16 protein-coding genes and 1 pseudogene are annotated in these 12,513 nt (G+C 59.5%); 13 read left to right on the top strand and 4 right to left on the bottom strand.

Features of this window, described 5'->3' with window-relative positions; translation table 11 throughout:
- The first annotated feature begins 38 nt into the window (after window positions 1–38).
- Complete coding sequence (gene phaZ, locus BLT55_RS23860; RefSeq protein ID WP_055000582.1) at window positions 39–896, top strand: poly(3-hydroxyalkanoate) depolymerase; 858 nt, start codon at window positions 39–41, stop codon at window positions 894–896.
- Between the two features lie 51 nt (window positions 897–947).
- Complete coding sequence (locus BLT55_RS23855; RefSeq protein WP_055000583.1) at window positions 948–1,562, top strand: TetR/AcrR family transcriptional regulator; 615 nt, start codon at window positions 948–950, stop codon at window positions 1,560–1,562.
- Between the two features lie 150 nt (window positions 1,563–1,712).
- Here BLT55_RS23855 and BLT55_RS23850 read toward each other — a convergent pair whose 3' ends face one another.
- The 4 genes from BLT55_RS23850 to BLT55_RS23835 all read right to left on the bottom strand — a co-directional run bounded on the left by BLT55_RS23850 (window position 1,713) and on the right by BLT55_RS23835 (window position 4,211).
- Window positions 1,713–2,483, bottom strand: a complete 771-nt coding sequence (locus tag BLT55_RS23850) for a phasin family protein (RefSeq protein WP_055000584.1) — start codon at window positions 2,481–2,483, stop codon at window positions 1,713–1,715.
- Window positions 2,484–2,493: 10 nt separating this feature from the next.
- Window positions 2,494–2,967, bottom strand: a complete 474-nt coding sequence (locus BLT55_RS23845; RefSeq protein WP_055000585.1) for a phasin family protein — start codon at window positions 2,965–2,967, stop codon at window positions 2,494–2,496.
- 104 nt (window positions 2,968–3,071) lie between these two features.
- On the bottom strand, window positions 3,072–3,821 hold the full coding sequence (locus tag BLT55_RS23840; protein WP_082438194.1) for an IS5 family transposase: 750 nt from the start codon (window positions 3,819–3,821) through the stop codon (window positions 3,072–3,074).
- A 111-nt stretch (window positions 3,822–3,932) separates the two neighbouring features.
- Entirely contained in the window at window positions 3,933–4,211 is a 279-nt protein-coding gene (locus tag BLT55_RS23835) for a polyhydroxyalkanoic acid system family protein (protein WP_007252831.1), read from the bottom strand.
- Window positions 4,212–4,353: 142 nt separating this feature from the next.
- Between BLT55_RS23835 and ubiE the strand changes: the two genes are divergently transcribed.
- From ubiE to BLT55_RS35120, 11 genes and pseudogenes are all read left to right on the top strand, one after another.
- Window positions 4,354–5,124, top strand: coding sequence for a bifunctional demethylmenaquinone methyltransferase/2-methoxy-6-polyprenyl-1,4-benzoquinol methylase UbiE (gene ubiE, locus BLT55_RS23830; RefSeq protein ID WP_007252832.1), 771 nt, complete (start codon window positions 4,354–4,356; stop codon window positions 5,122–5,124).
- A complete protein-coding gene (locus BLT55_RS23825) occupies window positions 5,124–5,747 on the top strand; it encodes a ubiquinone biosynthesis accessory factor UbiJ (RefSeq protein WP_055000376.1) in 624 nt (207 codons plus the stop codon). The genes ubiE and BLT55_RS23825 overlap by 1 nt, the downstream gene beginning before the upstream one ends.
- On the top strand, window positions 5,744–7,363 hold the full coding sequence (gene ubiB / locus BLT55_RS23820; RefSeq protein WP_007252834.1) for a ubiquinone biosynthesis regulatory protein kinase UbiB: 1,620 nt from the start codon (window positions 5,744–5,746) through the stop codon (window positions 7,361–7,363). Before BLT55_RS23825 ends, ubiB begins: the two co-directional genes overlap by 4 nt.
- Before the next feature lie 67 nt (window positions 7,364–7,430).
- Complete coding sequence (hisI, locus tag BLT55_RS23815) at window positions 7,431–7,823, top strand: phosphoribosyl-AMP cyclohydrolase (protein ID WP_055000377.1); 393 nt, start codon at window positions 7,431–7,433, stop codon at window positions 7,821–7,823.
- A 2-nt stretch (window positions 7,824–7,825) separates the two neighbouring features.
- Window positions 7,826–8,158, top strand: a complete 333-nt coding sequence (locus tag BLT55_RS23810) for a phosphoribosyl-ATP diphosphatase (RefSeq protein WP_002551631.1) — start codon at window positions 7,826–7,828, stop codon at window positions 8,156–8,158.
- Window positions 8,159–8,202: 44 nt separating this feature from the next.
- The gene (locus tag BLT55_RS23805; RefSeq protein ID WP_007252835.1) at window positions 8,203–8,478 is read left to right on the top strand and encodes a twin-arginine translocase TatA/TatE family subunit; all 276 of its coding nucleotides are present in this window, start codon (window positions 8,203–8,205) and stop codon (window positions 8,476–8,478) included.
- Window positions 8,479–8,482: 4 nt separating this feature from the next.
- A complete protein-coding gene (gene tatB / locus BLT55_RS23800; protein ID WP_007252836.1) occupies window positions 8,483–8,950 on the top strand; it encodes a Sec-independent protein translocase protein TatB in 468 nt (155 codons plus the stop codon).
- Entirely contained in the window at window positions 8,947–9,747 is an 801-nt protein-coding gene (gene tatC, locus BLT55_RS23795; protein WP_007252837.1) for a twin-arginine translocase subunit TatC, read from the top strand. Before tatB ends, tatC begins: the two co-directional genes overlap by 4 nt.
- Window positions 9,744–10,451: a 16S rRNA (uracil(1498)-N(3))-methyltransferase gene (locus tag BLT55_RS23790; RefSeq protein ID WP_055000378.1), complete on the top strand. Its 708-nt coding sequence runs from the start codon at window positions 9,744–9,746 to the stop codon at window positions 10,449–10,451. The genes tatC and BLT55_RS23790 overlap by 4 nt, the downstream gene beginning before the upstream one ends.
- Window positions 10,452–10,538: 87 nt before the next feature.
- Window positions 10,539–11,552: pseudogene (locus BLT55_RS35125) on the top strand (methyl-accepting chemotaxis protein); the annotation flags it as partial.
- Between the two features lie 39 nt (window positions 11,553–11,591).
- Window positions 11,592–12,455 (top strand): methyl-accepting chemotaxis protein, encoded by an 864-nt coding sequence (locus BLT55_RS35120; protein WP_445941177.1) that lies wholly within the window; start codon window positions 11,592–11,594, stop codon window positions 12,453–12,455.
- The last annotated feature ends 58 nt before the right edge of the window (window positions 12,456–12,513 follow it).

Raw genomic sequence — 12,513 nt, 5'->3', positions numbered from 1 at the left:
GCTGCGTTTTCAGCGGGTCAACCAACAGGGCTTCATGCATGCCGCAACCGTTTGTTTTTCGCTCCATCGATCTGAACGGGCACACCATCCGCACGGCGGTGCGTCCGGGCAAGAATCATCTGACGCCCCTGCTGATCTTCAACGGCATCGGCGCCAATTTGGAGCTGGTGTTTCCGTTTGTCGACGCGCTGGACCCGGACCTGGAAGTCATCGCGTTCGATGTGCCGGGGGTGGGCGGCTCATCGACGCCCCGACGTCCTTATCGGTTTCCCGGCCTGGCGAAGCTGGCAGCGCGCATGCTCGACTACCTGAACTACGGGCAGGTCAATGCCATCGGCGTGTCATGGGGCGGTGCGCTGGCTCAGCAGTTCGCCCATGACTATCCCGAACGCTGCAAGAAACTGGTGCTGGCGGCGACGTCTGCGGGCATGGCGATGGTGCCGGGCAAGCCACGAGTGCTGTGGCTGATGGCCAGCCCACGGCGCTATATACAGCCGTCGCATGTGATTCGCATCGCGCCGGAAATCTACGGCGGGGCGTTTCGACGCGATCCCCATCTGGCCGCCAACCATGCGGCCAAGGTGCGCTCGTCCGGCAAGCTGGGTTATTACTGGCAACTGTTCGCAGGGATGGGCTGGACCAGCGTGCACTGGCTGCACAAAATCCATCAGCCAACGCTGGTGCTGGCCGGCGATGACGACCCGCTGATCCCGCTGGTCAACATGCGTCTGCTGGCCTGGCGAATACCCAATGCCGAGCTGCACATCATCGATGACGGGCATTTGTTTCTGATCACCCGGGCCGAGGCCGTGGCGCCGATCATCATGGGTTTTTTACAGCAGGAGCGGCAGCGCGCGGTCATGCACCCGCAGCCCGTCCCCCCCAGAACCCGATGACCCGGGCCTGGCCCCGCTCACGGATCTCAGACTCTCGAACAAGAAGACCGGATGAAGACCCGCGACCGTATCCTTGAATATGCGTTGACGCTGTTCAATCAACAGGGCGAGCCCAACGTGTCGACGCTGGAGATTGCCAATGAAATGGGCATCAGCCCCGGTAATCTGTATTACCACTTTCACGGCAAAGAGCCACTGATTCTGGGGCTGTTCGAGCGCTTTCAGAGCGAGCTGGCGCCGCTGCTCGACCCGCCATCGGATGCCCGGCTCGAGGCCGAAGATTACTGGATGTTCCTGCACCTGATCGTCGAGCGGCTTGCGCACTATCGGTTTCTGTTTCAAGACCTGTCCAATCTCGCGGGGCGGCTGCCCAAACTGGCGCGGGGCATCCGCAATCTGCTCAACTCACTCAAACGCACCCTGGCGTCACTGCTGGCGCGCCTGAAATCTCAAGGGCAACTGGTCAGCGAAACCCGGGCGCTGGGGCAACTGGTGGAACAGATCACCATGACCCTGCTGTTCTCCCTGGACTACCAGCGCATTCTGGGCCGTGAAGGAGAAGTGCGAGTGGTGGTTTACCAGATCATGATGCTGGTGACGCCACACCTGCTGCCGGCCTCCAGGCACACGGCGGAGCGGTTGGCGATGGAGTATCTGGATGGGTAGAGGTGGGTACGATAAGCGTTCTTCTGGACACATCTCGCGCCGCGCCGCCTGCCGTTCTGGACGCGCTGCGTCCGATCTTCAGTGTGCGTCTGAAACAACAAAAAGCCCGCCTGTTTTGCAGAGCGGGCTTTGTGGTTGTGCAGCCTGTTGTCAGGACTGACTGGCTGACGTTTCCGGGGCCGCCGACGGCGCGGGGGCGGTGGTCGGGGTGGTGGACGCAGTTGCCGATGCGGCTGGCTTGGCAGCCGGTTTTCTAGCCGCTGGTTTTTTCGCAGCGGCAGGTTTGGCTGCGGCCTTGGCTTTACTGGCGGTTGCCGTCGCCGCCTTGTTGGCCGCGTCTACCGGCTTGGCTGCTGCTTTCTTCACAACAGGTTTGGCCGCTGCGGTTTTGGCTGCTGCCTTGTCCGCTGTTTTAGCGACGCTTTTGGCGGCGGCCTTGACCAACGGTTTGGCCGCAGATTTCGGCCCCGGCTTGGCGGCTGGCGTACTCGATGCAACAGGCTTGGCTTTCTCGCCGGTCAACAACTCGATCTGCCGGGTCAACTGATCGACCTTGCTGTGCAGCGACTTGACTTCATTGCGGCTCGGTACACCCAGACGCGAAATGGCGCTGTTCAGGCGCTTGTCGAACGCACCTTCCAGCTCACTCCACTTGCCGAGCGCGAGGTCTTTCACGTCGCCAACGCGGGATTTGGCCGATTTGGCCGTGTCCTTGACGTCATCCAGTTGCTTCTGCGCTTCGACCTTGGTCAGTTTCTCGGCCTTTTCGCCGTCCTTGACCAGCGTCTCGAACAGCTTGCTGCCGTCGTTGCTTATCTTGGAGTAAGCCCCCAGACCCGCCAGCCAGATCTGCCGAGAGTATTTTTCAACCTCGCCAATCCATGAACTGCCTTCTTTGTCGATTTTCTTCTTGCCAGCCATCCTGCTCTCCTTATTGTCCAGACTCGGAACGTTTGAGCCGTTGTGGCCCGGCGCGTTCGAGCTTTTTAGGCCCGACACGATCAAGCAATGCCGTCAGCTCGTCGAGCTTGGCAGAGAGCGTGTCTACATCATGTTTAGACGGGATACCGATCCGGTTCAAGGCCTTTGCGACGCGACGGTCGAAAGCGCTCTCGATTCTGTCGAGTCGAGCCTCGACACGCCCCTTGGCAGACGACACTTCGCCTTTGACCGAATCGATCTCGCTGTTGGCGGCAAGCCTTTGTGCGTCGACGGTTTTGCGGACATCTTTTTCGGTTTCTTCGCCAGCCTTGATCAGCTCTTTGACGTACTGCGAGCCTTCCTCATTGACCCGGGCATAGGCACCGAGCCCGGCCAGCCATATCTTGCGCGCATACCGCCGCACATCAGTAAGCGCGGATGCCTGCTCGTCTTCGATTTTTTTCTTCGTGTTCGCGTTGGCCATGCTGCACCTCATGCTCGAAAGTTGAAGGAACCGCCCTTTCAAAGGGCATGGGCATCACGCTACGGAGAAAAATTAGAATGCTCACCCTAGGGTCTGTTCCCGTTTCACATTGGTAGCCACAGAAAAGCGCAGGCCATTGCTATGACGCTTTCATAGTTTCTCTTGAGTTTGTCAAATCGAGAAGCCACCGCCCGGAAATGCTTCAACCGGGCGAAGGCGTTTTCTACGAGATGTCGATTGCGATATAACCCTTTGTCCAGATCTGCGTTCCCTTTCAGAGAATTGCGCTTTCGTGGAATCACCACTTTGCTGCCTTGCTGCTCGACCTGAGCCCGTATCGCTTCAGTGTCGTAGCCCTTGTCCGCAATGATCACTTCTGCATCGGGCACCTTGGCAATCAACGAGGCCGCCTGCGAACAATCATTGGTCTGGCCTGCGGTCACGTCAAATGCAATAGGCAGCCCACAAGCGTCTACAGCCAGGTGAATCTTGCTGGTGTTACCGGCTCGGCTTTTTCCGATGGCCTGGTCCTGCGTGCTGGCAGCACCTGCGCTGTGCTGATGAGCCTTGGCATAGCTGCCATCAATGAAGACCCACTCCATGTCAGGATCAGTCATCAGCACCTCAAGCACCTTGACCCACTTGCCTGAAGCAGACCAGGCATTGAACCGCTTGTAGACCTTGCTCCAGTTTCCAAACGCTTTCGGCAGGTCTCGCCAAGGGCAACCCACACGCATGCGATACAGCATGCCTTCAACCGTGGTGCGCAAATCTCGCTTGTTGTAGATCGATTCGTGTAGCAAAATTTCTCGTAGCTTCGGCCAGTGCTCATCACTGAGCATTAATCGGGGCATTGCAGGCTCGTATTGGTGTTGTGTGAGAACTCCAACAATACGGGGCTGTTCTCATAAGGATCAATGGGTTACGTGCAAACGGGAACAGACCCTAGGCTGAAAAAGCCGGGCTCAGGCAGCCAGTGCCTTGTCCAGCACGCGCTCGACTTCGGTCTTGATCGAACCGCTCATCGTCGAAAGGATGAAGTTCAGCTCGATGTTGATGCGAATCAGCGCTTCTTCGACGTCGACCCGGCCTTTGGCGCCCTTGCCTTCCAGTTTCACTGTATCGCCCGCCCATTCGTGGGCCAGGCCGTATTTTTCCGCCAGCTTCTCGACCAGTTGATCGGCCTTCTCACGGGCCTTTTCCAGGCCCAGCGTGTGCGGGCGTTCAACGGTTATCTTGGCCATGGGGTGTTCCTTGATCGTCGGATAAAATGCGGAGCAACTAAATACACCCGCCCGCAGCCAAGAAAGCGTTGCTGGTGAGCCTTGTCAAGACAAAGCCGGCCTTGGCGATTAGAATGACCGCACTCTATTCCGGTGAAGCGATATGAACGATCAGCGCAAAGGCAGCGATGCCGAACCTACGACTCACTTCGGTTACAAACATGTGCCGGAAAGCCAGAAGGCCGAAAAAGTCGCTGAGGTTTTCCACTCGGTTGCGGCCAAGTACGACCTGATGAACGACCTTCTGTCGGGTGGCATGCACCGCCTGTGGAAACGTTTTGCCATTGAGCTTTCAGGCGTTCGCGCGGGCAACCGTGTGCTGGACATCGCCGGTGGCACAGGCGACCTGACCCGCAAGTTCTCGAAACTGGTCGGCCCGACCGGCCATGTGGTGCTGGCTGACATCAACGCTTCCATGCTCAAGGTCGGTCGCGACCGTCTGCTCGACCTCGGCGTTGCTGGTAACGTGGAATTCGTCCAGGCAGACGCTGAAAAGCTGCCCTTTCCGGATAACCACTTCGACTGCGTGACCATCGCCTTCGGCCTGCGCAACGTGACGCACAAGGAAGACGCGCTGCGCTCCATGCTGCGCGTGCTCAAGCCCGGCGGCCGCCTGCTGGTGCTGGAGTTTTCCAAACCGACCAACAAGCTGATGACCAAGGCCTACGATGCTTATTCGTTCGCCTTCATGCCGTTGATGGGCAAGCTGGTCACCAATGACGCAGAAAGCTACCGCTATCTGGCCGAATCGATCCGCATGCACCCCAATCAGGAAACGCTGAAGTCGATGATGGTCGAAGCCGGTTTTGATCGTGTGACCTATCACAACATGACTTCCGGCATCGTCGCCCTGCATCGCGGTATCAAACCCTGATGTTGCTTCGGGGGCTGCTCGCCAGCATCGAGCACGGGATCAATCGGGTGTTGCGCCTCGACAGCACCGCGCTGCCGCGTATGGCGCGCCTGACCGGGCACGTCATTGCGGTCGATTGCCGCGATCCGTCCCTGAAACTGTTTATCCTGCCGAGTGATGAAGGCCTGCTGCTGGCCCCTGAATGGGCGGCCGATGCCGATTGCACCCTGCGCGCACCGGCTTCCAGCCTGCTGCGTCTGGCCCTGAGCAAGGACAAGACGGCGGTGTTGCACGGCCCTGACGTCGAGCTCGACGGGGACAGCGGCATGCTGCTGGAACTGGTGGGCATTCTTCAAGACCTCGAGCTTGACTGGGAACACGAACTCTCCAGATGGATGGGCCCGGTGGCCAGTCAGGTATTCAGCAGCCAACTGCGCAACAGCAGCCGCTGGACACGTGAAAGTGCTGCGAGCCTGAGGCAGAATGTGGCCGACTACCTGAGCGAAGAATCGCGTACGCTGGTGGGCAAGCACGAAGCCGAAGCACGTTTTGCCGAACTCGATCAGATCAAACTGGATCTGGAACGTCTCGAGGCGCGTTTTGCCCGCCTTGCCCACTCCCTCAACACCAGCGATAACGCATGAAGCTGCTTGCCGTACGCCGTCTGTTTCGCATTCAACGTGTCGTTATCCGCTATCGCCTCGATGACCTGTTGTTCGCCCTGCCCCTGCCGTGGTGGATGCTCGCGGTGCGCTTCGTGCTGCCTTGGCGCTGGCTGCCGCGACGCAAGTCCGAGCTGAGCCGTGGCGTGCGTTTTCGCCTGGCACTGCAAGACCTCGGGCCGATCTTCATCAAGTTCGGGCAATTGTTGTCCACCCGGCGCGATCTGCTGCCAGAGGACATTGCCGACGAACTGATGCTGCTCCAGGACCGCGTCCCGCCGTTCGACCAGCAATTGGCGATCAAGCTGATCGAAGAGCAGTTGGGCGCGCGGATCTGCGACGTGTTCAGCCGTTTCGACGAAACACCGCTGGCGTCGGCGTCGGTGGCACAGGTGCATGCGGCCTGCCTGAAGACCGGCGAAGAAGTTGTGGTCAAGGTCGTACGGCCGGGGCTCAAGCCGATCATCGGCCAGGACATGGCGTGGCTGTTCATTCTAGCCCGCATCGCAGAACGCGTCTCCGCCGATGCACGCCTGCTGCACCCGGTGCAGGTGGTGATGGACTACGAAAAAACCATCTACGACGAGCTGGACCTGCTGCGCGAAGCGGCCAACTCCAGCCAGTTGCGGCGTAACTTCGAAGGTTCCGAACTGCTGTACGTGCCGCAGGTCTACTGGGACTGGTGCCGCCCGAAAGTGCTGGTCATGGAGCGCATCTACGGCCTTCAGGTGACCGACATGGCCGGGCTGGCCGATCAACGCACCGACATGAAAATGCTCGCCGAACGTGGCGTCGAGATTTTTTTCACGCAGATTTTCCGAGACAGCTTCTTTCACGCCGACATGCACCCCGGCAACATTTTCGTCAGCACGGTCAACCCGTGGAGCCCGAAATACATTGCCATCGACTGCGGCATCGTCGGCAGCCTGACCCCGGAAGACCAGGATTATCTGGCACGCAACCTGTTTGCCTTCTTCAAACGCGATTATCGCCGGGTTGCACAGCTGCACATCGATTCGGGCTGGGTCCCGGCCGAGACCAAGCTCAACGAATTCGAAGCCGCCATCCGCACGGTCTGCGAGCCGATTTTCGAGAAGCCGCTCAAGGATATTTCCTTTGGTCAGGTGCTGATGCGCCTGTTCCAGACCGCGCGCCGCTTCAACATGGAAGTCCAGCCGCAACTGGTACTGCTGCAAAAGACCCTGCTCAATATCGAAGGACTGGGTCGTCAGCTGTACCCTGAACTGGACCTGTGGAGCACCGCGCAGCCGTATCTGGAGCGCTGGATGCGTGAGCGGGTCAGTCCGAAAACGCTGCTGGGCAACCTGCAATCGCAGGTCGAGCAACTGCCGCACATTGCGGGCATGACGCGCGATCTGCTGGAGCGCATGTCGCGGCCGCATGCTTCGGACCCGCCACGCCCCTGGCACGAGCGCAAGGACGAGCCAGTCTTGCGGCTGATCGGTGCGGCATTGCTGGTGGGTGGCGCGATACAGGGCTGGGTGATGAGCGAGGCAGCCACGCAGTTGCTGACGCTGGCTGCCTGGCCGGCCGCGATCATGTTGATCGCCGGGCTGTATCTGATCGTTCGCCGATAGCCAGCAGCGTATGGCGCTGGCACACTGTTCAATCCGCCGGGCCTGAAGTCCGGCTGCCGGAGTAGATATGAAAGACTGGCTGGACGAGATTCACTGGAACAGCGACGGTCTGGTGCCTGCAATCGCTCAGGATCACAAGACCGGCCGGGTACTGATGATGGCCTGGATGAACCGCGAAGCGCTGAGCCTGACCGCATCCGAGAATCGTGCAATCTATTGGTCGCGTTCGCGTGGCAAACTCTGGCGCAAGGGTGAAGAATCGGGTCATGTGCAAAAGCTGCATGAACTGCGCCTCGACTGTGACGCCGACGTCATTATCCTGATGGTCGAGCAGATCGGCGGCATCGCCTGCCATACCGGCCGCGAAAGTTGCTTCTACCGCGTTTATGAAGACTCAGGCTGGAAGACCGTAGACTCGGTGCTGAAAGATCCTGATGCTATTTACCCAGCAGGCCACTGAACATGACTGATACGTTGTCCCGCCTGGCAGAGGTGCTGGAATCGCGCAAGGATGCGGCCGCCGACAGCTCTTACGTCGCCAGCCTGTACCACAAGGGCCTGAACAAGATTCTGGAAAAGCTTGGCGAAGAGTCGATTGAGACGATCATCGCCGCCAAGGACGCTGCGGTCAGCGGTGACTGCAGCGACGTGATCTACGAAACGGCTGACCTGTGGTTTCACAGCATGGTAATGCTCGCCGCGCTCGGTCAGCATCCGCAGGCCGTGCTCGATGAGCTGGATCGCCGGTTCGGGCTGTCCGGACACGCTGAAAAAGCCGCTCGCACAGCAGAATAACGCTTACCCCTTTCAAGCTTGAAATCTTCTACGAGGACTGTTTCATGGGTATTTTTGACTGGAAACACTGGATCGTCATCCTGATCGTCGTAGTACTGGTTTTCGGGACCAAGAAACTCAAGGGCCTGGGCAGTGACGTCGGCGAGTCGATCAAAGGCTTTCGCAAGGCCATGCACGACGATGACAAACCGGAAGAGCAACCGGCTGCCCAGCCGCAGCAGGCCCAACCGGCTCCTCAGGGCTCGCCTCTGAATCAGCCGCACACCATCGACGCGCAAGCGCACAAAGTCGACGAGCCGATCCGCAAAGACCAGGTTTAAGCCCATGTTCGGTATCAGCTTCTCTGAACTGCTGCTTGTCGGCCTGGTTGCCTTGCTGGTACTGGGTCCCGAGCGCCTGCCGGGTGCGGCACGCACCGCAGGCTTATGGATCGGTCGCCTGAAGCGCAGCTTCAATGCGATCAAACAGGAAGTTGAACGTGAAATCGGGGCCGACGAAATTCGTCGGCAGCTGCATAACGAGCACATTCTTTCGCTTGAAGATGAAGCGCGGAAAATGTTCGCTCAGAATCAGCATCCCGAGACCCCTTACGAACCGGTAAGCCCGGCGCCGACACCAGCACCAGCACCGGCGGAACCCGCAGCCACCGCTCACCACGAGATCGGTCCCGCAGAACCTGCGGTGCCGAAAACCGGGCTGTCGCTGGAGAAAACCGCGAAGCCGACTGACGCTTCTGCGCCGCCTCCGACGCCTCCCGTCCACGATTCGTCATTGCCACCGCGAGCCCCATGAGCGCTGATATCCCGGAAAACGATCAGCAAATGCCGCTGATCTCGCACCTCACCGAGTTGCGTACACGTCTGCTGCGCTGTGTTGCGGCAGTGTTTCTGATTTTTGCCGGTCTGTTCTACTTCACGCAGAAGATCTACACCCTGGTGTCTGCTCCGCTGCGGGTCTATCTGCCCGAAGGCGCAACGATGATCGCCACGGACGTGGCTTCGCCGTTCATCACGCCATTCAAGCTGACCATGATGGTGGCGCTGTTCCTGTCCATGCCGGTCATCCTGCATCAGATCTGGGGCTTTATCGCTCCCGGCCTGTACAAGCATGAGAAGCGCGTGGCCATTCCGCTGCTGGTCTCCAGCATCATCCTGTTTTACGCAGGCATGGCGTTCGCTTACTTTCTGGTCTTTCCGATCATCTTCCACTTCTTCGCCAGCGTAACGCCGGAAGGCGTGTCGATGATGACGGATATCGCCAGTTACCTGGACTTCGTGATGACGTTGTTCTTCGCCTTCGGCGTGGCCTTCGAAATCCCGGTGGCCGTGGTGTTGCTGGTGTGGATCGGCGTTGTCGACGTGAAATACCTGAAGAAGATCCGTCCTTACGTGATCATTGGCTGCTTTGTGGTCGGCATGATTCTGACCCCGCCGGACATCTTCTCGCAGACCTTGCTGGCCGTCCCGATGTGGTTGCTGTTCGAACTGGGCATCCTGTGCAGCACGATGATCAAGAAGCGCGGCGAGCACCCGGACGATCAAGTGGAAGACACTGACAAGCCAGATCAGCCACCCGCGACCACGCCGTGAACCTGCTGCTGCTCGAAGAGGCCGACTTCATTGCGACCGACCGGGTGGTCCTGCGCGACCGGCGCCTCAAGCACATGCAAGAGGTGCATCGCGCGGAGGTCGGTGACAGCGTGCGGGTCGGCCGCATCAACGGCCTGCTGGGCAATGCCGAACTGCTGCGCCTCGAAGCCCATGAAGCCGAACTGCGTGTGGTGCTGGACGCCGAGCCGCCCGCAAAACTGCCGCTGACCCTGCTGCTGGCGCTGCCGCGTCCCAAGATGTTGCGTCGGGTGTTTCAGACCGTCGCGACCATGGGCATTCCCAGAGTGGTGCTGCTGAACAGTTATCGGGTCGAAAAAAGCTTCTGGCAGACGCCCTTTCTGGAGCCGGCGGCCATCCGCGAGCAGTTGATTCTCGGTCTGGAGCAGGCGCGCGACAGCGTACTGCCCGACATCGTCATCGAAAAACGCTTCAAACCGTTTGTCGAAGACCGTTTGTCACAACTGGCTGCTGACACGTTGGGGTTGGTCGGCCATCCGGGCGACTTCCCTGCCTGCCCGCGTGCGGTCACAGGTCCGGTTACCCTCGCGATCGGCCCCGAAGGCGGCTGGATTCCATATGAAGTCGACCTGTTGCGTCAGTCCGGGTTGCAACCCGTGCAACTGGGCGAACGCATTCTGCGTGTCGAAACCGCTGTCACGGCCCTTCTCGCGCGTCTGTTCTGAGTTCTTTTACATCGACTAAATCGCTTCAGTTAGAAGGCGCGCGGCCGATGCAAATGGAATGAATCAATAACAGACAAAGGAGCAGTCATGTCTCGTGGGTTATCTCGAAGTCTCGCAAATGCGAGCGTCAGCCTGAAACTGGCAGTGGGCTTCGGCCTGGTGCTTATGATGACCCTGATGATTTCGGCAACCGCCTGGTTCAGCAACCAGGCACTGATCGATCGGGGTGATCGCGTGACGGCCATTGCCGAGATCAACGAGCTAACACTTCAGTTGCGCATCAACCGCATGCGCTATGAGGATCTGTATGACACAGAGACCGCCGCCACGGTCAGAACCACCCTCGACCAACTCGACGCCGCCCTGCTGGTCGCCCGAAACCTGTTGCGCTCTCCTGAAAACATTCAGCTTCTGGATCGCCAGATTCAGACCACCCGCGAGTATCGCCAGTCGTTCAAGGACATGACCGACGCCATCGACATCCGCGAGGCCAGCCGCACCCGGATGGGCGCCAACGCCGACAAAGCGGTGGATCAGGCCGACAAGGTCGAAGCCGAGTTGCTCAAAGCGGACAACATCCTCGCCTACAATCGCATCGTCGGCGTCAGCAAGCTGATTCAACAGGCACGCTTCCAGGTGCGCGGTTACACCTACAGCGGCCGTCCCGACTTTGAAAAGAACGCCAATCAGGCCATCGATGATGCCGTCGCCGGTATCAACACCCTGGCCGGAGACCTTGCCTCTGAATACCAGCCACTGCTGCAGCAGGCGGTGGTCGGGCTCAAGGGCTATCGCGAAGCCGTTGGGCAGTATCGCGACGCGCAGGCCGCCAGTAAGGCCGCGCTGGACAAGATGACGGCCGAGGGCACCGACATGCTGGCGATCAGCAATGACATGATCACCCGACAAAACAAAAGCCGGGATGCCGACAGCGAAAAGTCAGTCATGATGATCGCCGTGGCTACCCTTCTGGCGCTGGTGCTGAGCATTCTGGCGGCATGGATCATCACCCGCCAGATCACCACGCCGCTCAAGGAAACCCTTGAGGTGGTAGAGCGCGTCGCGTCTGGCGACCTGAGTCGTAATCTGCAGGTTGATCGCAAGGACGAACTGGGCAAGCTGCAAAGCACTATTCAACGCATGACCGTCAGCCTGCGTGAGCTGGTCGGCGGGATTCGCGATGGTGTGACGCAGATTGCCAGCGCCGCAGAAGAACTGTCAGCCGTGACCGAGCAGACCAGTGCCGGGGTCAACAGCCAGAAGGTCGAGACCGATCAGGTGGCCACGGCCATGCATGAAATGACCGCAACGGTTCAGGAAGTCGCGCGCAACGCCGAAGAGGCCTCTGAAGCGGCTGTTGCCGCTGACCAGCAGGCCCGTGACGGTGAGCGAGTGGTCAATGAGGCGATTGCGCAAATCGAACGTCTTGCGGTAGCCGTGGGCAACTCCAGCGAAGCGATGGGCGCTCTGAAACAGGAAAGCGAGAAGATCGGCAGCGTGCTGGACGTTATCAAGTCAGTTGCACAACAGACCAACCTGCTGGCCTTGAACGCCGCCATTGAAGCTGCCCGGGCCGGCGAAGCGGGTCGCGGGTTTGCCGTGGTCGCCGACGAAGTACGTAGCCTGGCGCAACGCACTCAGAAGTCCACTGAAGAGATCGAGTCGCTGATTGCCAGCCTGCAAAGCGGCACCCAGCAGGCCGCAACGGTCATGGACAGCAGCCGTGAACTGAGCGGCAGCAGTGTGGAACTGACCCGTCGGGCCGGTAGCTCATTGGAAAACATCACCAAAACCGTTTCGGCGATCCAGTCGATGAATCAGCAAATCGCTGCCGCCGCCGAGCAGCAGAGCGCCACGGCCGAAGAGATCAACCGCAGCATCATCAATGTGCGCGACATTTCGGAACAGACCTCGTCAGCCAGCGAAGAAACCGCCGCGTCCAGCGTCGAACTGGCGCGCCTGGGCAACCACCTGCAAATCCTGGTGAGCCGCTTTACCGTCTGATCAAGCGCATCAGGCCCGTGCTATTTGCGCGCACGGGCCTGACTGTCTTCGCTAAATG

It is taken from the genome of Pseudomonas cannabina (assembly GCF_900100365.1).
GTDB classification, from domain to species: domain Bacteria; phylum Pseudomonadota; class Gammaproteobacteria; order Pseudomonadales; family Pseudomonadaceae; genus Aquipseudomonas; species Aquipseudomonas cannabina.
Note: the sequence above shows the minus strand (reverse complement) of the source record. Positions and strands in the feature narration are given on the sequence as shown.